This is a genomic window from Anaerococcus sp. mt242, from assembly GCF_016798225.1.
Taxonomy (GTDB): domain Bacteria; phylum Bacillota; class Clostridia; order Tissierellales; family Peptoniphilaceae; genus Anaerococcus.
This window is the reverse complement of sequence record NZ_JAEUYX010000005.1, coordinates 47,018-69,416: the sequence shown is the minus strand read 5'-3', so window position 1 is coordinate 69,416 and position 22,399 is coordinate 47,018. Positions and strand designations below refer to the sequence as shown.

Here is a 22,399-nt window from a genome sequence, read left to right as displayed (position 1 = left end):
TTATTTTTGTCCACTTACTTCTCCTGTCTTTAGTCTTATTAAAAGTACGTTTATATCAGCTGGTGTAACCCCAGAAATCCTGCTTGCTTGACCAACTGAAGATGGTTTTATATCGTTGAGCTTTGAAGCCGCTTCTTTTTTAAGACCTTCTATTTTATTGTAGTCAAAATCAGCCGGTAATTTTTTATTTTCAAGCTTTTTAAACTTGTCAATGTCAGCCATTTGTTTTGCAATATAGCCTTCATATTTGATTTCAGTTTGTACTTGAATTTGTTGAAATTTTGGAAGTTTTGGTCTATCTTTATCAAAAATTGCTACTGATTCATAGTCAAGCTCAGGGCGCTTAATAAGACTATAAAGACTAACACCTGTTAAAATAGGATTTGTGCCAATTGATGAAAGCTTTTGATTGGTTTCATCGGTTGGGGTTAGAATAATATTTTTAAGTCTCTCTTTTTCAGCAGTTATGGCCTTATATTTTTCAACCATTTTTTGATATCTTTCTTCACTTGCCAAGCCAATTTTATAGGACTTTTCAGTTAATCTTTGGTCAGCATTATCTTGGCGCATTGTAAGTCTGTACTCACATCTAGAAGTCATCATCCTGTAAGGTTCGTTTGTACCTTTTGTAACAAGGTCATCAATCAATACACCAATGTATGCATCAGATCTATCTAGGATAAATGGAACTTCTCCTTTTATTTTTAAGGCTGCATTTATGCCTGCTATAAGCCCTTGGCCAGCTGCCTCTTCATAGCCAGATGATCCATTTATTTGTCCCGCAAAATAAAGACCCGAATATGCTTTAGATTCTAGAGTTAAATTTAATTCCCTAGTATCAATCATATCGTATTCAATAGCGTAGGCTGGGCGCATAATTTTTACATTTTCCAGACCCTTAATAGTCTTATAAAAATCCATTTGCACTTCTTGAGGTAGAGAAGAGGAAACACCTTGAACATAAATCTCATCAGTAGATAGGGATTCTGGTTCTAGGAAAACTTGGTGAATATTGCGGTCTTCAAAACGAATCATCTTATCTTCAATTGATGGGCAATATCTTGGGCCTACACCATCAACTTTTCCACCATAAATAGGTGAGCGATTAATATTTGCCATTATGATTTCTTTTGTTGCAAGGGTGGTGTAAGTTAGATAGCAATCATATTGCTTGTGATCGGAAAAATCTTTGCCCTCGTTTTCAAAAGAAAATGGGATGATTTCTGCATCACCAGCCTGAACTTCAGTTTTTGTAAAATCTATAGTCTTACGGTCAATTCTAGCTGGTGTACCAGTTTTGAAACGGCGTAAGAAAAAACCCATGTTTTCTAGGCAATCAGATAGGTAGGTTGCTGCTGATAAACCATGAGGACCAGAAACTTTTTCAAAATCTCCCATAAGTATTTTTCCGTTTAGGTAAGTACCTGTACAAACTATAAGAGCCTTGCAAGGAAAAATTGCTCCCTCGATTGTTTCACATGAAACAATTTTACCGTCTTTATAATTTATCTTATCTACTTCTTGCTCAAAGATATCAAGATTTGGTTCATTTTCTAAAACTTTTTTCATTTCTTCATGGTATTTTCTTTTATCCGCTTGAACACGAAGTGAGTGTACTGCTGGTCCTTTGGAAGTATTTAACATACGGGATTGGATAAAGGTTTTATCAATCACCTTTGCCATTTCTCCTCCCAAGGCATCTAATTCACGCACCAAGTGGCCTTTTCCTGTTCCACCAATATTGGGATTGCAAGGCATATCTGCAATTGATTCCAAGGATGTAGTTAGTAATAAAGTTTTCATGCCAAGTCTTGCTGCAGCAAGTCCAGCTTCACAACCTGCATGGCCAGCACCGATGACTACGACATCATAGCTATCTTGTATATATTTATTATTTTCCAACGCAAAACTCCTTAAAGACCTTATCCATTATTTCATCTGAAACTGACTCACCAATTATAAGTCCCAAATCGTCATAGGACCCGCGCAAATCTACTTCTACTGCATCAAGGGGTATACCCATTTTAATGTCAGTAAGCGAGTCATCAAGTTTTTTGCCAGCTTGATTTAATAATCTTTCGTGGCGGGTATTAGTAATTAAAATGGATTCACGATTAATTTCGCTTGTATCAAAAATTTCTGTAATTGTTTCTTCTAATTTATCTATACCAATATTTTCTGTCATAGATGTTTCTATGATAGGTAGGTCAATATTATCAAAAATTGCCCTATCAAATTTTTGGTCTAGGTCAGTTTTATTTAAGATGATGATAGAATTTTTGCCCTCAATAAGATCAATGATTTTTTGATCTTCCTTATCAAATTCTCTTGACGTATCGAATAGGGCAATAATTAAATCAGAAGATTTTGAAATTTCTATTGACTTATCCACACCGATTTTTTCAACAATATCATCAGTATCGCGGATACCTGCTGTATCATTTATTTTTAGGGTGAAGGACCCTAGATTTATATATTCACTAATCAAATCACGGGTTGTTCCAGGAATATCGGTAACAATAGCACGATTTTCTTTTAAAAGGGCATTAAGTAGGGAAGACTTACCAACATTTGGTTTTCCCAAAATAGTTGTATTTATGCCTTCTCTGATAATTTTCCCTTTATTTGAAGTATTAAGTAGTTTATCAATTCTAGCCTTAGCTTGGTCCATATATTTTATAATTTCATCAGGGGATAGGTCTTCGCCATCTTCTGTGAAGTTTATAGAATATTCCACACGAGATAGGGCTTCTAGTAGAGATTTACGAATTGTTTCGATTTCATTTCTCAAAGACCCATTTAATTGGTTAATTCCTTGGGCTTGGGAAAGATCATTTGTAGAATTAATAATATCTAAAACAGCCTCCGCTTGAGACAAATCTATACGGCCATTTAAAAAAGCACGCTTGGTAAATTCTCCAGGCTCAGCCAAAATTGCTCCCTTATCTAAAAGAAGATTTAAAATCTTTTTTACAGATATAAAAGACCCGTGGCAATTAACCTCTACTATATCTTCTCTAGTATAAGTCCCAGGACCTGCCATAAAATTTACCATAACTTCATCGATAATTTCCCCATTATCGACTATATTTCCATAACGCATCCTACGGTTATCTTTTTTGCGATCAATTGAACCACCATTTATAGGCTCAAAAATTTGATCGATTATTTCCTTGCTTTTATCTCCACTCATCCTAACAATGGATATACCACCAGTACCTGTTGGAGTGGAAATAGCTGCGATTGTAGCATCACTCATAATATTTTCCTTTCATAGTACGATTGTATCCACTACTTTGACTAGTGGTTTGTAACATAAAGATTATAAGCGAAAATCTTTAAATGTCAATGTTTGTAGGGCTTTTGATATTGGGTAAATCAAAATAGCAATAAAGTCGAGGAAGAATTCTGATATTACTAGAAAAAATATCGTGAACTTTTCATGACTAGTTAGGATAAAAAAGACCAGAAAAATGAAGTTAAAGCAAAAAAACTCCAAAGAAAAACATTACTAAAACCCCAAAAAAGGAGTAGAAAGTGTATCAGAAGTCATTGTCATTGAACCCTTTGCAAGAACTGTTCTAAAAAAACTAAAAGAGAATAATAATTAAAGGGCCTTATGCTAACTTTCCGCTAATCAGTTCTTTTATGATGCAAATATTATTACTAAGTATAAATCTTAATAAAAAAAGTTCAAATTAAAATTAGTGGGTATAATTTTATATGAAAAGAGCGGATAAATAGGAGGTTTATATGAAAAATAATTTAAAGAAAGCTCTAGCTATAGCATTAGCAGCAGGAATAATTTTTTCCATAAACAACTCATTTGCCGACCAAAGTGAAAAAGCCGACAATGAAGAAAAAACAGAAGCAGAAGAACCAATAAATGTAGGTAAGAGAGATTGGAAGTATACAAACTATAAAATAGCTTATAAATTAGATGGAAAAGATTGTATACTAGATACAATAATAGCAGATCTTATTCCTGGATCTGGATATGATTATCACCTAGTAAATCTAGATGAATTCAAAGATGCCGCTAAAGATACTAATTTTGGCTTCGAAATCATCAGAGAAGATGAAAACGAAATTGAAATAAAAAAGACGAATTCAAGTGATACAAATTCATACAAAATAGGAAAACAAACACACGATGGAAAAAAATTCATCGATTTACTAGATTTTGTTCATAAATTAGGTTTTAGAGCTTATTCTTTGGAAAATAATTATCAAACCTATGAAAATATGGTTTTTGTCTTAAATTCTGATAAGAGTGATATAGCTAGTCCAAGCTTTAACGAATTTAAAAAAGAAGTGCAAAAGCACGATTATACAGTCATTTTTCCATACAAAGCTATTAAAACAGAAAATCCATCAGTTAATAACTATAAAATTTTAGCTATGGAAAAATATGTTGAATACTTGAAGAAACAAGAAAATTACGATGTAGGTGTAATTGGACTTGTTACAGATTACGAAAATTTCACCAAAGATGACATCAAAAATTTATACGGTTCTAAAGGTCCACAGTGGACAGTTTTTGGTCAAACTGATGAAATCAACAAATATATAAACGAGAAGAATGGAAATTACGACCCAAGCTATCGTTTTTACGAAATTTATATGATGGATAAAGATTTAAATATATTAGGTGAGCCTTACCAAAACTATAGAGAGAAGATTTTAGATATCTACCTTAACCTTGCAAACCACGAAGAAAAAACTAATCCAGAATTAGATCAAGTAATAGATGATATAGCAAGCGCTAATTTCATTGACTATACAGTAAATGGCAAAACACCTAGTGAAACTGATATTAAAGACTATAAAAAAGCAAATACAAAAAAATTATAGATGATTTAAAATCATCTTCAGATGAGAACAGAGTTAAATGCGAAGCTGCAAAATTGTTATTAGATAAATAACCAAAAACAGTAAAAAGCGTTAAGGATAAACTCAAAAAATTAATTGATGAATCAAGCAAATATCAAAAACAAGCAGAAGAAACTATAAAAGAACTAGAAAAAAGTTTATAAATTAAAAAAAGGAGCTGTTTCAATCTTAGCAACAGCTCCTTTAAAATTTATTCTTCTTCATCTCCAACATAGGAAACTACTACATATCTTTTTGGTTCCATGCCTTCTGAGTGGCTTGTTATGTTTGGATATTTGCTGATTTCTTCGTGGGCTAATCTTCTTTCATAGGAGTTCATGTATTTTAAGTTCCAAGGTTTTTTGCTTCTTTGAACTTTTCTTGCTGTATCTGCTGCAAGTTCTACAATTTTTTCGTCTCTGCGCTTTTTGTAGTTGTTGATATCTACATTTACTCTTAGGTTATTTGCTCTTGAGTCGATGGATTTTCTAACTAAAAGCTCGATTGCATCTAGGGTTGCTCCACCTTTACCGATTGCTATTCCTGTATCTTCTTCAGCCACTTTTGCATCAAGTTTTATAATAGAACCTTCTAGGTTGCCATAGACACTTGGGTTTTCAAAGTGCATTTCTTTTAGGATATTTTCTAAAAATTCTTTGGCCTTGTAGAATTTTTCTATGTCTGTTTGTTGTTTTTCTTGGGCAATATTTGCTTTTGCTTCTACTTTGAAGTTTTCTACACTATTAGTTTCTTCCTTGCCTTGAATAAGATCTTGATTTTCGATATCTTTTGTTGGATTTTCAATATTTTCTGATGGAGTAGATTCAAAAGTCATTTTTGAGGATCTGCTAATTACCTTGTAGTCGTTAGCTTCAGTATTGTCTTCATGACTTTCTTCTTTGGCAAATTCTACATTTTCAAATCTTTTTGTAGGAATTTCTTCATTTTTATTGCTATTTTCTTTAGTGCTACTTTCTTCCCAAGGATCTACTACTTTTGTTTCTAGATGTTCAGTTGAGTCAATTTGACTTATTCTTTCATCTAATTCCTTAGTTAAATCTACATTTTCGCTTTTGTATCCTTTAGAATTTTCTTCATAAGAATTTATTTTTTGAAGTCTTTCGTATTCACCGTGATTTTCGTCATCATCAGTTATTTGATGGATGCTTTCTTCAAAGTCTCTGCCTTCTTTTTCAATAAGTTCATGAGAATCATCTTCTAATAGATCCTTATTATCACTTTGATAATTTGCACGAGCTTCATCTGCGTAGTATTTGCTGCGATCATTTATATTATATTCTTTGTCAAATTCGCCTGATTGTAGGGAATCGTATCTGATTTCATTTTCTAAGTCAATCATAGCTTCATTGATATCTTCATCAAAGCTAATACGAACAACTGCATCCTTAGCTCCAAGTCCTAGAAATCCAGCTGAACCTTCTTCTATAACTTCTATATCAACATCAGATCTATTTTTGCCAATTTCTAAAAGGCCTTTTCTTATAGCCTCATCTTTTGTTTTTGCTTGTTTTATTATTGACTTTCTCATTTTTTACCTCATATGTTTGTCTTTGAACTTGGTTAGGTTTTTTAATAGTAAAATGCATGATAACCATAATTAAAAGTCTAATTACAGAACTCATTGTGTAATAAAGTGGTAGACCTGCTGGTAAGCCTCTAAACATAAAGAAATAAAGAATTGGCATCATTAAAAATGTTTTATTCATGCTTGCCATAGGGCCTTCACTCATTTGTGGATTGGTTTTCATTGAAAATAATTGCACTAAAATTTGAGAAACACTTGTTGCTAGTGGTAAACCAAACCAATATGGATCTTTTTGGGTTAGATCGCTGATCCAATAAAAGTCTTTTCTAATTCCTTCAATGCCTTCAGGAAATACGTACTTTGTAGTATCTTGCATCACTCTAAATAGGGCAAAGATGATTAAAACTTGAAAAATCATCATAAGGCATGATGAAAGACCTGGATTTAAATTTTCCTCTTTATTTAGCTCTTGCATTTTTTGTTGCATGATTTGAGGATCATAAGAATATTTTTTCTTTATTTCATCAATTTTAGGTTTAATCTTTTGGGTTTTTTCTGCTGTCTTTTGTTGGGAAACTGTAACAGGGATAATAAGAAGGTTGACAAGCAGGGTCATAAGGATAATTGAAATTGCATAAAAACTAATATTACTAGGTTCAACTTGGCTAGCTGCCAAAGAATCATATATCCATCTCATGAGTTGGCCTAATAAAGAAGCTAAAAAGTTTAACATATATTCTCCATTTTTCTAATAAATTCTTGTGTAGGACTAATTGGGTTATTTTACAGGGTCATAGCCACCCTTGGAAAAAGGATTACATCTTAAAATTCTCCACAAAGACATAAAAAATGCTTTAAAAAATCCATATTTTGTAAAACACTCAACTGCATATGTTGAGCAAGAAGGATAATATTTGCATTTTCCAAAGCCTAATTGTGGAGAAATGTAAGTCTTGTAAAAATTTATAATTTTTATAAATATTTTATTTAACATAAAAAATCTTATTCTTTTTAAAAGCAATGCTCATAACATGACCAAAAGTCTTTTTTAAGGCTATATAGTCATAAGATGTAAGATGTTTTTTAGGGATAATTACAATATCAACCCCATTGAGGTTTTTGTAATTGATCCTAACTATATCACGCAATCTTCTTTTTAAGGCATTGCGTTGGTTGGCCTTGCCAATTTTTTTGCTAATAGAAAAGCCAAATCTGGGATGGTCTAAGCCATTTTTTTTTATTAATATAGTAAAGTCTCTGTTATAAAAAGCATCACTTTTTCTGTAAACTCTTTGAAAGTCAGTATCTTTTCTTAAACTAAGTCGCTTTTCCATCTACGTCCTAAATTTCTAATAACGTATGCTTAAAAAGCTAGGATTACTAGCTACTATATTAAGCAGATAATCTTTTTCTATTTTTTTTGCGGCGAGCTTTTAGTACTCTTCTTCCACCTGGAGAAGACATTCTTTTTCTAAAACCGTGATCTTTAGCTCTTTTTCTTCTATTTGGTTGATAGGTTCTTTTCATACTTCCACCTCCTACTTATAATTTTAGACTCATACTATTATATGGATAAAGAGCCATTCTGTCAAGAATAATTAGTCTTTTTATATAGAAAAATAGACGAATGAATAAGTCTTGTATATAAAAATTAATAAATATGCAAAAACACACCTGATTAACTAATAAACTTACAATGTGGATAAGTTTTTAATAATAATTTTTATGCACAGCTTTTAAACATTAGTTATCCTTGGATAAATATTAGTAAAAGTGATTGTTAAAAAATACTTATCCCAAAATATAGGGATAATCCATAAAAAAATATAAGTAAATTTTATAAATACACAGACTTATCCACATATGCACAAAATTTATAGAATTCTTTTTTAACATCTTATAAGTTTTCCCAAAACTTATCAAGAGAATGTGGATAAGTTGTCAAACCCTCTAATTTGTAGTATAATTTGAGGTGTAAAACCCAGGGGAAAAGCTAAAAATTTCTTTTCACCATAAATTTATTTGTGGAAAAGTTTCAAATAATTAAATTTTTTGAGCATATTTTTAGGAAAAATCCCCAAATTGTAAGGAAAATTGTTATAAACATAGACTTATCCACAATTTAATCCACAGCGGTGGATAAGTATTAAAATCCTATCTAAGACATGAAATATAGGCTTTTAACTATGTGGATAGATTTTCTTATGAAAGGCACGGTAATGATTAGTTTAGAATACATTACAGATGAATTAAAAAATGAAATGAAAATGAATATTGCCGATCAATCGCAATATGATACATGGATAGATATACTAAAACCCTTAAATCTTTATGAAAACACGCTTTATTTGGAGATTCCAAAGTCAGAAATGATGTTTGTTTACGAAAAGATTTGGACACCATCCCTCCAAGATGCCCTAGATAAGATAAATAAAGAAAATGACTCTAATCTTAGGGTTGTAGTTATTGCAAAAGATAGTGATAGCTACAATAGGGTAATGGAAATGGGCAAGAATTATGAGGCCAATGGCCAAATGCGTTTAAAGGAAGTAAATAAGTTTCCAAAACCAATTCTTGATCGCAACTATACCTTTGAAAATTTTGTCCAAGGTAAGTCAAACCAATATGCCCATGCTATTGCAAGTGCAGTTACTCAAAATATTATAAATGACAATCCAACTAAAATTTATAACCCTCTATTTATATATGGGGAATCAGGACTTGGGAAAACTCACTTGATGCAAGCCATTGCTCATAAGATTTTAGAAGAGCGTGATGACTTATATGTTATGTATATTTCTAGTGAACGCTTTACAAATGAGCTAATTGCCAGTATCCAACCATCAAGCAAAAATAAAAACCAAAACCTAAATCAAGAATTTAGAAATAAATATAGATCAGCTGACATATTACTAATAGATGATATCCAATTCTTATCTAATAAGGAAGGTACACAAACAGAATTATTCCACACCTTTAATGACCTTTATTATGCTGATAAGCAAATCGTCCTATCATCTGATCGTCCACCACTTGAAATAAAAGACCTGGAAGATAGATTATTATCCAGATTTTCTTGGGGGATTACCGTAGATATTGGCAAACCAGATTTTGAAACCCGTGTAGCAATTCTCCAAAAAAAATCCGATGAATTAGGAGCCTATATAGATAATGAAATCTTAACTTATATAGCAGAAAATATTGATACAAATATCAGAGACTTAGAAGGAGCCTTATCAACAGCAATTGCCTATGCAAAGGGTGATAATAGAAATACCATAAATATGGATGATGCCAAAAAAGGTGTAAATACCAGAAGTCTCCATAAGAAAAAACACGTTAGTATAGAGGATATACAAAGATTTGTAGGCGAGAGATACAATGTAAAAGTTTCTGATATAAAGGGAAAATCCAGAAAAAAAGACTTGGTCCGTCCAAGACATATTTCAATGTATCTGGCCCGTGACATCCTAGATGATAGCTTAGTTACAATATCCAATGCCTTTGAACGTGATCATACCACAGTTATGCATGGGATAGATAAAGTAAAAGATGAAATGACCCTAGATCCTGATTTTAAGGATGAGATAGAAACTCTAAAAAAAGCAATTACAGAGTAAAATGTGTATAACTTGGTGGATATTATTGTGGATAAGTCAAAATTTTTATTTTTTAACACTTCTAAAAAGGATATGTGGATAAAGCCTAAAGTTATCCAAGACTTATCCTTAGGCGATTTTGGAAAATAATTGGCCTATTTTAAACAATAAGTTTACTTATCCACATATGTACACCCCCTACTACTAATACTACTAAATATATATAGTTATATGAGGAGCACTTTATGAAAATTGAAGTAAAACAAAATGAGCTAATGAATGCTATTAATATAGCAAGCAAGGCAGTAAGCAAAAATACCAATATTCAAATTCATGAATTAATATACTTTGAGGCAAAAGAAGATAGACTCTTACTGACTGCTTTTGATGGGGAGATAACAATTTTAACTTCTATCCCAGCCCTAGTAAAAGAAGAGGGTGAGATGGCAGTAAAGGCAAATCTATTTTCAGGAATTATTAGAAAACTTCCAAATGATACTGTAAAAATTGAAATCAAAGATGGCAAGATAAATATCAAAAGCCAAAACTCAAACTTTAATCTAATAGCCTTTGAATATTTTGAAAAACAAGATTTGTCATTGCCAGACTCTGAGCCTCTAGAAATTGCCAATGACAAATTAAAAAGATCTATCCTACAAACAGAATTTGCAACAAGCCTTGATGAAACAAAGCTTGCCCTAACAGGAATCCTTTTTGAATTAAAAGAAAATTATCTAAATATGGTAGCCTTAGATGGTTATAGGGTTGCCCTTAAGAAAAATAAGATTGACTATCCATCAGCCTTTGAAGATAGCGAGTTTATCATACCAAAAAGATCTCTTATGGAGTGGTCAAGGATAATTTCAGATGACAATACAACATATATTTATAAAAATGAAAATGACATAGTATTTAAAAGCGAATCCACTACTATGTATTGCAGAGTAATAGATAAAAACTTTATAGATTACAGAAATATTATAAATGATATTTCGGATACATCTGTTATTTTAAGTAGAGATAGTCTTGCTCGTGCCCTAGACCGCGCCCAAGTACTTTCTGATCCTGGTAAGGCAAATCTAATTAGGATAGAAATTGCTGAAAATCACATGATTATCAAATCAAATTCAGAAGTAGGAGATGTAAAAGAAGTTGTAGAAACTGAACAAAATGGTGAAGACCTAGACATAGCTTTTAATGCTCGCTACATGCAAGAGGGTGTAAAGGCCAATGAATCTGATAAGATAAAATTAACTTTCAAATCTTCACTCAATCCTTGTCTCATCTATCCTGTAGATAGCAAATATGAAGATGAAGAATTCACCTACCTTGTATTACCAGTTAGACTAGCAAACTAAAAAAAGAAAGAAATTTTATGGAAAATTTAGAATTTGAAGCAGAAATGATAACCCTAAAAGATTTGCTAAAAGCAAGTCAAATAATCCCTTCAGGAGGCCTTGCAAAGCTAATCATAAAAGAAGAAGGAGTTCTTCTTAATGATAAGCCTTGCTTTATCCCTGGCAAAAAATTATACAAAGGCGATAGGGTTATCTTTGATGATATCAGCATAACAATTATATAATGTGGATAAGTGAAATAGAACTTAAAAATTTTAGAAATTACCAAAATGATAAGGTAAATTTTAATGATGGTATAAATATTTTTTTAGGAGACAATGCCCAGGGCAAAACTAATCTCTTAGAATCCTTATACTATCTAGCAAACGCCACATCCTTTAAAAAAATTAGAGATAAAGACATCATAAGCTTTAGCAAAGAGCATATGAATTTAAATGGCTTAATCAGAAAAGGTAGGTATTTTAAAAAGGTTTCTATCGATATTGAGGATGGGGAAAAGAAAATTTGTGTAAATGGAGTAAAATATGAAAGGAACAAAGATTTAAAGGCACTTTTTTCTTTGGTTTTATTTACTCCAGAAGATTTGCTAATTATAAAAGAAGGACCGAATCTTAGACGTGATTTGATAGATGAAATCATAATCTCTATTGATTTTGCCTACAAAACTAGCAAAAAAGAGTACGAAAAATTAATTTATCAAAGAAATAAACTTTTGAAAAACCAAAAATCTCCTTATTTTAACCAGCAGTTAGATGCCTTTGATAAGGGGATTGTTAAATATGGCTTTAGGATTTATAAACGTAGGGCCAAATTTATAAAAATAATCGACCAATTTGCAAATAACTATCACAGCAAACTTTCAGCGGCTAAGGAAGATTTAAGGCTTAGCTATAATCCAGATATAAATGCTGATTCTTTGGAAGATTATTATCAAAAATTCATAAGTGCAAGAAGTGATGACCTAAGATATATGACTACCCAAAGGGGAGTCCATAAGGATGAGATTGATATTAGTATCAATGATAGACTCATCAAAAATTTTGGCTCCCAAGGCCAGCAAAGGTCAGCAATTTTAAATATAAAACTTGCCCAAGTAAAACTAATTATGGAAGTGACAGGTGAAAAATCTGTCATTTTGTTTGATGATGTTTTCTCAGAACTAGATGAAAAAAGATCTCATTTTCTTTTGGAAAATCTAGCGGGCTATCAGACAATTATTACAGCTACCAACACCAAGTCTTTGGATATGGTAGATAAGTCAAACATCAAAAAAATTGCTGCAGGCAAGATTTTAAATGTTTGAATGAGAAAGGAAAAATATGACAGAAACTAATTATGATGCCGGTAATATTAAGGTTTTAGAGGGGCTTGAACCTGTCCGTCTAAGACCTGGTATGTATATCGGTTCGACAAGCGAAAAAGGACTTCACCATTTGGTTTACGAAGTTGTAGACAACTCCATAGATGAAGCCCTAGCAGGTCGTTGTGATTACATAAAAGTAACTGTATCAGAAGATAATATTATAAGTGTAGAAGACGATGGATCAGGTATCCCAGTAAAGGAACACCCACAAACAAAAAAATCAACTCTAGAAACAGTTTTAACTGTGCTTCACGCTGGTGGTAAATTTGACTCATCTGCCTACCAATTTTCAGGAGGTCTTCACGGTGTAGGGGTTTCAGTAGTAAATGCCCTATCAGAATACCTAATCGCTGATGTAAAAAGAGATGGCCACCACTACAGAATGAGCTTTGAACGTGGCGTAGCTACAAGTGATCTTGAAGTTTTAGGAGAAACATCAGAAACTGGTACAACTATCACCTTTAAACCAGATGCAGAGATATTTGAAACAACAGAATTTGATAAAAAAACATTGGAACGTAGATTCCGTGAAATGGCATTTTTAAACTCTGGTGTACAAATTATTTTTGAAGATGAACGTGATGAATCCACTCAAACATTTAAATACGACGGCGGAGTTAGCGAATTTGTAGAATACCTAAACCGCAGCAAAGATGCCATAATGGAAACTATTCCACATTTTGTAGGTAGCCAAGAGGACACTGAAATTGAAATTGCCTTCCAATATACAGATTCATATAGTGAAAATATCCTAACTTTTGCAAATAATATTTACACACCAGAAGGTGGTACACATTTATCAGGATTTAGGTCAGCCCTAACTCGTGGAGTAAATGATTATGCTCGTAAATATAAAATCATTAAGGAAAATGAAGACAATCTCCAAGGTGAGGATGTACGCGAGGGAATGACAGCTATAGTTTCTGTAAAAATTTCTGAACCACAATTTGAAGGGCAAACAAAAGCCAAACTTGGTAACTCAGAAGTAAGAGGGGCTGTTGACACATTTTTCTCTAACAAATTAGAATCATTTTTAGAAGAAAATCCAAAAATTGCAGCAACTATCCTAGATAAGGCCCTATCTTCAAGAAGAGCGCGTGAAGCTGCAAGAAAAGCAAGAGATTTAACCCGTAAAAGATCAATTTTAGATAGCGCAACCCTTCCAGGTAAACTTGCTGATTGCCAATCAACAGATATTGGCGAAAATGAAATCTTTATCGTCGAAGGTAACTCTGCTGGTGGTTCAGCAAAAGGTGGACGTGACAATAAAACACAAGCCATCCTGCCATTGCGTGGAAAAATCTTAAACGTAGAAAAGGCAAAACTTGATAGAATCCTAAATTCAGAGGAAATAAAGGCCATGATTACAGCCTTTGGTACAGGGATAGGCAAAGATTTTGATATTTCAAAACTAAGATACGGCAAAATCATTATCATGACAGATGCCGATGTCGATGGTGCCCACATCCGTACCCTACTTTTAACTTTCCTTTATAGATACATGAAGGATTTAATCGATGATGGTCACGTATATGTTGCCCAACCACCACTTTATAAAATTTCCCAAGGCCGTAGCGAACGCTATGTATATACAGATGCAGAACGTGATAAGGTCTTAAAAGAAATAGGCGGAGAATCTTACAAAATCCAAAGATATAAGGGTCTTGGTGAGATGAATGCCGAACAACTTTGGGATACAACAATGAATCCAGATAATAGGATTTTATTGCGCGTTGTGGAAGATGTCGAATCAACAACAACTGATGATACCTTTGCCCTACTAATGGGAGAAAAAGTTGAGCCACGTCGCGAATTTATCGAAGAAAACGCCAAATACGTAACAAATATTGACGTATAGGAGGCAAAATGACAGAAATTAAAAATGATAATAATATTATAAATGTTAATCTAGAAGATAAGATGAAGGATGCCTACCTAGATTATTCTATGTCAGTTATAGTATCTCGTGCTCTTCCAGATGTACGCGATGGACTAAAACCAGTTCATAGAAGAATTCTATATGGTATGGAAGGTCTGGGACTTGATCCTAACAAACCAACTAGAAAATCTGCCAGAGTTGTTGGGGAAGTAATGGGTAAATATCACCCTCACGGTGACACAGCCCTTTATGATGCCCTAGTAAGACTTGCTCAAGATTTTTCAACTAGATATCCTCTTGCCCAAGGACAAGGTAACTTTGGTTCAATAGATGGTGATGACCCAGCGGCAATGCGTTATACAGAAGTACGTATGTCTAAAATTGCCAAGGAAATGCTACGTGATATTAACAAAAACACCGTAGATTTTATGCCAAACTTCGATGAAGAAGAACTAGAACCAACCATCTTGCCATCTAGATTTCCAAATCTTTTGGTAAATGGATCTAGCGGTATTGCTGTAGGTATGGCAACAAATATGGCTCCCCACAATTTAAGTGAAGCCATAGATGCTTCCATTGCCTACATGAAAAATCCAGAAATCTCTATTGGAGAACTAAATCAAATCATAAAAGGACCAGATTTTCCAACTGGTGCGAAAATTTTAGGAAAAAAAGGTATCAAAGATGCCTATGAAACAGGTCGTGGAAAAGTAAAACTACGCGGTATTGCAGAAATAGAACCATTTAAGAAAAATCGTGAGAGAATTATAGTCTCAGAAATTCCTTACCAAGTAAATAAGGCAAGATTAATTGAAAAAATTGCTGATTTGGTAAAGGAAAAAAGAATCGATGGTATTTCTGATATCCGTGATGAATCAGACCGTAAGGGTATGCGAATCGTAATTGAAATCAAACGCGATTCAAATGCAAATATTGTTTTAAATAATCTTTACAAATACACCCAACTTGAAACAACTTTTGGTATTATAAACCTGGCCCTAGTAGATGGTATTCCAAAAATTTTAACTCTTAAGGAATTAATCAAATATTATATAGACCACCAAAAAGAAGTTGTTACAAGAAGAACCCAATTTGACCTAGATCGTGCCAAAGCACGTAAGCATATTGTAGAAGGTTTGATAATTGCCATTGATAATATCGATGAAATAATTAAAATTATCCGTTCTTCATATGATGATAATCAAATTAAGGGGATATTCCTAGAAAGATTTGGACTAACAGACTTACAATCTCAAGCAATCCTAGATATGAGATTAAAACGTCTATCAGGTTTGGAAATTGAAAAGCTAAATGCCGAAAACAAAGAACTTGAAAAAACTATTTCTTATTTGATGGGTATTTTGGACTCAGAAGAAAAACTTATCGAACTAATCGAAGAAGAACTAAATGAAATTAAGGATAAATACGGTGATAAGCGTCGTACTAAGCTTGTAGCTGATGAGGGAGAAATAGACCTTGAAGAATTAATCGAAGAAGAAGATATCCTAATCACTCTTACAAATGATGGCTACATTAAGCGTCTACCAGTAGATACTTATAAGGTACAAAATCGTGGCGGAAAAGGAATTTCAGCTGCAAATACCAAAGAAGATGATTTTATCAAACGCATAATGACTACAAATACCCACGAAGATTTACTATTTTTCACTTCATTTGGTAGGGTTTATAGCCTAAAAGGATACGAAATCCCAGAAGGAAGCCGCACTAGCCGTGGACAAGCCATAATAAACATTTTATCCCTAAACTCAGGTGAAAAAATCACAGAAATTATGCCACTTTCTGACCTAGAAGATGAGGATCAAATAGTACTTCAAACAAAATATGGTAAAATTAAAAAGACAGATGCTAATAACTTTACATCTATCCAAAGAAATGGAATCATAGCCATTGGCCTAGAAGAGGGAGATAAGTTAATATCTGCCCGCCACATTGCCAAGGAAGAAGAATTAATTATTTCAACCAAAAATGGTATGACCATTCAGTTTAATACCGAAGATGTAAGAAGCATGGGCCGTCAAGCTCGTGGTGTTCGTGCTATAAAATTAAGTAATGAGGATGAAGTAGTAGCAATGAATATCAAGGGAGATGAAACCTACCTACTTGTTGTAACAGAAAATGGATTTGGTAAGAAAACATCCTTTAACAACTTCAACAACCAAAACAGGGGTGGTAAAGGAATTAGATGCCATAAGGTTACAGAAAAAACAGGTTGTGTAGTAGATACTCTGCCAGTAGACCTTGATGATGATGTATTGATGGTATCTCTAAATGGTGATATGATTAGAATAACTGCAAAAGATATTTCAACCACAGGTAGAAATACCATGGGAGTTACATTAAAAAATCTAAAAGATGAATCAGATAAAATCGTATCAGTTGCTAAATATGATGCTAGTCTTGGAGTAGAAGTAGAGGAAGAAAATGTTTGATAAAAAATTAGAAACAACAGACGAGATTCAAACCATAAAATTAATCGGCGACCTAGATGTATATTCAGAAGATGAATTCAAATCATTTATAGATGAAAAAATCGATCCAAACAAAGATGTAACAATCGATTTAAATGAATTAGACTACCTAGACTCAACAGGTCTTGGTATGTTTATGAATATCTACAAAATGGTAAATGACAATGGCAAAGAAATCAAAATCATCAATGCCAAAGATAATATCCAAAAACTATTTAAGATTACTGATTTAACAGATCTATTTGATATGGAGTAGAAAATGGAGAAAATCAGCATAACAATTCCCCCAAAAAAACTTTATATAAAATCAATCAGACTATTTACAGCATCTCTTGCAAGTGACCTAGGTTTTAATATTGAAGAAGTGGAAGACCTAAGAGTAGTTGTAAGTGAAGCAATAAACTACAAACTATCAGATACGGATGTGACAATCGAATTTATTCCAGCAGAAAAAAATCTTGAAATCCGTGTCCTAGGCAATGATAAATCTCTAGATGAACGTGCACTAAAAATGCGTGATTTGATTTTAAAAGAACTAGCATATGAAGTTTATATAAACGATGGAGAAATTAAAATCATACAAAGGGCTAAGTAATAATGACAGATAAAAATCAGCCAGATAAAAATGATCAAGAATACAAAGAAGAAATCAAAAGGAAATTTGAAGAGTATGCTAAAACTCGTGATAAAAAACTGCGCGATGAACTAATCGAAGAGCATATGTATATAGTAGATATCCTTTCAAACAAATACGTAGGAAAGGGTATAGAAAAAGAAGATCTCTATCAAGTAGCAAGCCTTGGCCTTATCTATGCGGTAGATAGATTTGACCCATCAAAGGGTTATGAATTTTCTTCCTTTGCAACTCCAACAATTATGGGAGAGCTAAAACGTTACTTTAGAGATAAGGGTTGGGTTATAAGAGTCCCAAGACGTATCCAAAACCTTTATAAAAAAATAAATAACGCCAAAAAAACCCTACCTCAAGAACTTCAAAGAACCCCAACAGTCAAAGATATAGCAGACTATTTAGGAGAAGATGAGGAAACCATCCTAGAAACCATGGAAGCAAGCAAAGTTTATTCTCCCCAGTCCTTGGATATGAAATATCAAGTTCAAAAGGGAGAAAACTCTATAGACCTTGCAGAAATGATAGGAGAAGAAGATAAGAATTTCGATTCAGTAGAGCTACAAGACCTTATAGATAAGTCAACAGCAAGGCTCAATGACCTAGAAAAAGAAATCCTAGAACTTCGCTACTATGAAGGCCGCACCCAGATAGACATAGCAAATACCCTAGATATTTCCCAAATGACAGTAAGTAGAATAGAGAAAAAAATCCTCCAAAAGTTCACCCTAGAACTAGAAAAAATGGCAGATATGTAAGAAAATACGTTAGATTAAGTTGAGCTGAACCCCTCAATCCAAATATGGATTGAGGGATTTTTTATGGAAAAATACACAAAATAATTCAACCTATATGTCTGTAATATATTATAGGTAATTCAATAATACTTAGCTTAGAAAAACCATTGAGTATTTCAATCTTGTAAAAGAATAATTGTGTATAGAAGGGAGAAAGCGTATTGAGAAAGTGGTTTATTTGGATTAGAGAATAAAAGAGAAAGGTCTAAGAAAATATATACCTGAAAATGCAGATACTATTTGAAAAAAAAGTTTCAAGCCTTGTTACTGGAAGAAGCATAAGTAAGAAAAGAATGAAGACAATACTTACTTCTAGAAAAACATCCAAAAATAGGAGCGAGTAAATAGTTAAAAGTATATAATCTTTCTAAGTGAGAAAATTAGCTATGAACTAAGGTATTATCCGACAATTGAATTAACGAATATAATGCTGAAGAAGGATATTAAAAGAATATGTACAAATAATCTGCTAGTAACACACTCAGACCAAGAATTTTATTACAAATATAGTTCATAGTTTATTAGACTAAGAAAACTAAAAATAACTCAAAGTATTCCAAGAAAAAGAAAATGTTTAGATAATTCACCAATAGAGAATTTCTTTGTGATACCTAACCAAGAAATTTATTATAGTTATTATAGGGAGAGGTTTAAGAACTATAAGCGATTAATAAATGAAATAGAGTTGTATATCAAATGGTAAAGCGAAGAAAGGATAAATGCAAAATTAAACGGAATATCCCCAATTGATTACAGATTATATTCTGTTTAAAATATTATTAAGTTATTCTGTATTTAAAGGCTCAGCTCAAAAATTCCTGTGTTTGCTTTAGTTAAAAGAAATAAATAATAGTTTTTTTAAAATAGACTTGTATAGTAGAAATATAATAATAAAAAAAGAAATTAGAGCTATTATTAGTTATTCCTTTAATATATCAAAAGGATATGACAATTGAAGATAGCAAGAAGATAGAAGACTATATCAAATACCTAGGTAATCTTAGAGCCAAAGGACTAGGCTTTGGCAACCTATACGAAGGATATAGCGAAGTACCAGTCTCCATGAAGTGGGTAGAAGAATACGCCGATCCAAATTAAGTAAAAACAGACTTCTTTGAAGCAAAGGTATCAGTATATTCTAAGTCTTCTATAATTGAAGATGATATGTGAGGTTTAAATATGGATAATAACTTACTTTTTAGAAGGCAATTTGTACTTACAAACAGAAAAAAAAGAATCGAATCCTGGCAAGAAATACCTATCTTTGATGATTATAAAATCTATGCTCATCCCAATCTACAGGTAGTTGATAAAACCTCTGGTGATAAGAGGGCTATTATGTTAGGCTATACAATAGATCCTGATAATCCTGAGTTTTTAGATGAGGACATAGTGAACCATTTAATTACATATTCGTTATCTGCTGATGATTTTATTAACAATACTGGATCACTTACAGGTAGATGGATATTTTTCTATATATCAGATACTGAAAAGATAGTATTTAGTGATCCAGCTACTGCAAGGTCGATTTATTACTCAGATGATGAATTGATGCTAGGAACTAATCCTAATATTATAAATTATTACAAGCGACACCAGCAGGATTTATCTGAGGATTATTCAGAATATATCTCATCAAAATATTATAGTATTAACGAATACGAATGGTATTCTGACAAGACTTGTTTAGAGCAAGTATATAAGCTAAAGCCAAATCATTATTATGATTTAAACAGAAAAAGCGTAGAAAGATTTTGGACAGATCTTGATTACAATTCTTATAAAGAGACAATTGATAGGGTGACAGAATTACTTGTAAATAGCTTTAAATCATTAAAAAATCGTGATTATGACTATATTCAGTCACTTACAGCAGGGTTTGACTCAAGAGTAGTTTATGCAGCTAGTTCTGCTGCTAGCTTTGAAAGTAAATTTTTCCTATCTACTATGAATGTTCTACCCTTAAATCACCCAGATATTGTAATTGCAAGAGATATACTCAATGATTCTAATAAAGACCTGGTTATAATAGATGACTTAGCAGATCTTAGCCCGGAATTTATAAATTTTTATAAGGAAAACATCGATCACTCAAGAATCCTCCCAAAAACTCTAACTATTCAGCATTTTTTATCAAATAATGATTTTGGGAATAATATTATGCAAATTACCGGTAACTATTCAGCAGTTATTAAGGATAATTATAAGAAGAACACTGCCAAAGATGGAGCAGAAATTTCCAAACTTATTGGGATTCCTAAAAAATATAAGATATTTGATAAAGAATTTGACCAATGGATATGGGAAAATAAAGATATGATAGAAGAAGCACAAGTTTATATGATGGATCTATTCTATTGGGAACACAGACTCCCAAACTGGGGAACTAACTTTATAGCCAATCAAGATATAGCAATCGATGAATTTTCTCCATTTAATAATAGGGAATTTTTTATAAGGCTTATGAAAGCAAGGCGTGCGGAAAACATTGATTATCAAAAAATGTTTACCGATATAATAAATAAGCTTGATCCAGAGCTTATGACCCATCCTATAAACCCAATGGGCACTAAGGGCAAAATTCAAGATTATATTAAAGATCATGTATCAAAAAGAACCTGGGAACAAATTAAAATAATGCTAAAAAAATGACTTATACATAACTATTAAGTAAAAAAATCAGATGAGATAATTAATGAACTGACATCCAAAATTTAGACCTAAAAACTAAATTAAGGAGGTCAGTTCAAACTGTGAGGCTATTTTTATTAAATTTCATATATTTATATGACAACTGTTAAATTTATTTCTTAAAAAGTTTAATTATTATAAAATCAAAAATCATTCCTAAGAATATTAAAATTAATAATCATATAAGCAGAGTTTTTAAACTGAAAAGCTATATAATTTTATTCCCTATAGATTTATAACTATAAAAAAAATAGGGATATTTTAAAGTTTATTATCTTCACATATATTTAACTTGTAGAAAAATATTATTAAATTAATTCAAAAAGTTTAAACTGATATAAATGTATAAAGATATTATAATAATCTTGACAGGTGCACTTTAGTGTGCTATTATGATGGTGAAGTTGCAACTTTAGTAGGATTTGAACAATGATGAATTTTATTAAAATTGGAGATTAAATATGAAAAAAATAATATTGTCAACTATTACTATATTTACTTTACTCTTACCAAAGTCCTATGCAAATGAAGAATTTTTGAAAGATGGAAATAATTTCTCTAGTCCAGGATATGTTTATCACAATGCTAATAAAAAAGCAGATTCAAATGAATTGATAGAAAACTCAAATGATAATAAAATTGTTCCTTATTTTGTACCTTGGGATTTTAATAGGTCATTGTCAGTGCCGTATAGAAGACAAATTAATGGTTATTATTGTGGACCAGCTTCTGTACAAATGGTTGTAGACTATTATAAGCATAATCCTGATAAAGATCAAAACTACTATGCAAGTAAACTAGGCACTACAAAACAAGGTACTGCTTATGATATGATTGAAAAAGTCCTCAATGAACATATTTGGTCTTATAAATATGACGTGTACATGTCTAATAATAATTTCCAAGATTTTCTAGATAGTGCCTATTATTCTATTAAAAATAGAGCACCTATCGTTGTAAATATGAGGTCAGATGTAGGAATAGGAAAAGGAAGTTGGATTTATTCTGTAAGTGGACACTATATAGTAGTTTCAAGTATGAGATATGATAGTTCTATGAAAAAATTTGTAGGAGACATAAAAGATCCTTGGCATCGTAATGGACAATATCAAGAGACTTATCCACATATATTTAATGTAATGTTGGCTAATAAAGGTGTCATGATCCATTAATT

The 22,399-nt window shown here is 32.2% G+C and carries 19 protein-coding genes and 1 pseudogene; 13 read left to right on the top strand and 7 right to left on the bottom strand.

Annotated features, from left to right (window positions below; all coding sequences use genetic code 11):
- Positions 1–1,902 carry a tRNA uridine-5-carboxymethylaminomethyl(34) synthesis enzyme MnmG gene (gene mnmG, locus JNO63_RS03875; protein WP_203127179.1) on the bottom strand — a complete coding sequence of 634 codons (1,902 nt, stop codon included), beginning with the start codon at positions 1,900–1,902 and terminating at the stop codon, positions 1–3.
- Complete coding sequence (mnmE, locus tag JNO63_RS03870) at positions 1,892–3,259, bottom strand: tRNA uridine-5-carboxymethylaminomethyl(34) synthesis GTPase MnmE (RefSeq protein ID WP_203127178.1); 1,368 nt, start codon at positions 3,257–3,259, stop codon at positions 1,892–1,894. The genes mnmG and mnmE overlap by 11 nt, the downstream gene beginning before the upstream one ends.
- Positions 3,260–3,753: 494 nt before the next feature.
- Here mnmE and JNO63_RS03865 point away from each other — a divergent pair, with 494 nt between their 5' ends.
- A complete protein-coding gene (locus JNO63_RS03865) occupies positions 3,754–4,854 on the top strand; it encodes a hypothetical protein (protein ID WP_203127177.1) in 1,101 nt (366 codons plus the stop codon).
- Positions 4,855–5,083: 229 nt separating this feature from the next.
- On the opposite strand, the gene jag is transcribed toward JNO63_RS03865, so the two are convergent.
- From jag to rpmH, 5 genes are read right to left on the bottom strand one after another with little or no spacing between them, the layout of a single operon-like run.
- A complete protein-coding gene (jag, locus tag JNO63_RS03860) occupies positions 5,084–6,421 on the bottom strand; it encodes an RNA-binding cell elongation regulator Jag/EloR (protein WP_238390471.1) in 1,338 nt (445 codons plus the stop codon).
- Positions 6,381–7,151, bottom strand: a complete 771-nt coding sequence (locus JNO63_RS03850) for a YidC/Oxa1 family membrane protein insertase (RefSeq protein WP_203127176.1) — start codon at positions 7,149–7,151, stop codon at positions 6,381–6,383. The genes jag and JNO63_RS03850 overlap by 41 nt, the downstream gene beginning before the upstream one ends.
- A gap of 45 nt (positions 7,152–7,196) precedes the next feature.
- Positions 7,197–7,412: a membrane protein insertion efficiency factor YidD gene (gene yidD / locus JNO63_RS03845; RefSeq protein WP_203127175.1), complete on the bottom strand. Its 216-nt coding sequence runs from the start codon at positions 7,410–7,412 to the stop codon at positions 7,197–7,199.
- Positions 7,402–7,752 carry a ribonuclease P protein component gene (rnpA, locus tag JNO63_RS03840; RefSeq protein WP_203127174.1) on the bottom strand — a complete coding sequence of 117 codons (351 nt, stop codon included), beginning with the start codon at positions 7,750–7,752 and terminating at the stop codon, positions 7,402–7,404. The genes yidD and rnpA overlap by 11 nt, the downstream gene beginning before the upstream one ends.
- 58 nt (positions 7,753–7,810) lie before the next feature.
- Positions 7,811–7,945, bottom strand: a complete 135-nt coding sequence (gene rpmH, locus JNO63_RS03835; protein WP_019191371.1) for a 50S ribosomal protein L34 — start codon at positions 7,943–7,945, stop codon at positions 7,811–7,813.
- 692 nt (positions 7,946–8,637) lie between these two features.
- On the opposite strand from rpmH, the gene dnaA reads away from it, so the two are divergent.
- The 12 genes and pseudogenes from dnaA (at position 8,638) to JNO63_RS03775 (ending at position 22,397) form a co-directional block, all read left to right on the top strand.
- The gene (dnaA, locus tag JNO63_RS03830) at positions 8,638–10,038 is read left to right on the top strand and encodes a chromosomal replication initiator protein DnaA (RefSeq protein ID WP_203127173.1); all 1,401 of its coding nucleotides are present in this window, start codon (positions 8,638–8,640) and stop codon (positions 10,036–10,038) included.
- 224 nt (positions 10,039–10,262) lie between these two features.
- Positions 10,263–11,375, top strand: a complete 1,113-nt coding sequence (gene dnaN, locus JNO63_RS03825; RefSeq protein WP_203127172.1) for a DNA polymerase III subunit beta — start codon at positions 10,263–10,265, stop codon at positions 11,373–11,375.
- Positions 11,376–11,392: 17 nt separating this feature from the next.
- Positions 11,393–11,599, top strand: coding sequence for an RNA-binding S4 domain-containing protein (locus tag JNO63_RS03820; protein ID WP_203127171.1), 207 nt, complete (start codon positions 11,393–11,395; stop codon positions 11,597–11,599).
- A complete protein-coding gene (recF, locus tag JNO63_RS03815; RefSeq protein ID WP_203127170.1) occupies positions 11,599–12,678 on the top strand; it encodes a DNA replication/repair protein RecF in 1,080 nt (359 codons plus the stop codon). The genes JNO63_RS03820 and recF overlap by 1 nt, the downstream gene beginning before the upstream one ends.
- Before the next feature lie 16 nt (positions 12,679–12,694).
- Positions 12,695–14,596 (top strand): DNA topoisomerase (ATP-hydrolyzing) subunit B, encoded by a 1,902-nt coding sequence (gene gyrB / locus JNO63_RS03810; RefSeq protein WP_203127169.1) that lies wholly within the window; start codon positions 12,695–12,697, stop codon positions 14,594–14,596.
- An 8-nt stretch (positions 14,597–14,604) separates the two neighbouring features.
- Positions 14,605–17,067 carry a DNA gyrase subunit A gene (gyrA, locus tag JNO63_RS03805; RefSeq protein WP_203127168.1) on the top strand — a complete coding sequence of 821 codons (2,463 nt, stop codon included), beginning with the start codon at positions 14,605–14,607 and terminating at the stop codon, positions 17,065–17,067.
- Positions 17,060–17,362, top strand: a complete 303-nt coding sequence (locus tag JNO63_RS03800; protein ID WP_203127167.1) for an STAS domain-containing protein — start codon at positions 17,060–17,062, stop codon at positions 17,360–17,362. Before gyrA ends, JNO63_RS03800 begins: the two co-directional genes overlap by 8 nt.
- Before the next feature lie 3 nt (positions 17,363–17,365).
- Entirely contained in the window at positions 17,366–17,701 is a 336-nt protein-coding gene (locus JNO63_RS03795) for an anti-sigma regulatory factor (RefSeq protein ID WP_203127166.1), read from the top strand.
- A gap of 2 nt (positions 17,702–17,703) precedes the next feature.
- Positions 17,704–18,492, top strand: a complete 789-nt coding sequence (locus tag JNO63_RS03790) for a SigB/SigF/SigG family RNA polymerase sigma factor (protein WP_203127165.1) — start codon at positions 17,704–17,706, stop codon at positions 18,490–18,492.
- Positions 18,493–19,488: 996 nt separating this feature from the next.
- A pseudogene (locus tag JNO63_RS03785) lies at positions 19,489–19,701 on the top strand (ribonucleotide-diphosphate reductase subunit beta); the annotation flags it as partial.
- Positions 19,702–19,710: 9 nt separating this feature from the next.
- Positions 19,711–21,186, top strand: a complete 1,476-nt coding sequence (locus JNO63_RS03780; protein ID WP_203127164.1) for a hypothetical protein — start codon at positions 19,711–19,713, stop codon at positions 21,184–21,186.
- A 500-nt stretch (positions 21,187–21,686) separates the two neighbouring features.
- A complete protein-coding gene (locus JNO63_RS03775; protein ID WP_203127163.1) occupies positions 21,687–22,397 on the top strand; it encodes a C39 family peptidase in 711 nt (236 codons plus the stop codon).
- Positions 22,398–22,399: the final 2 nt, after the last annotated feature.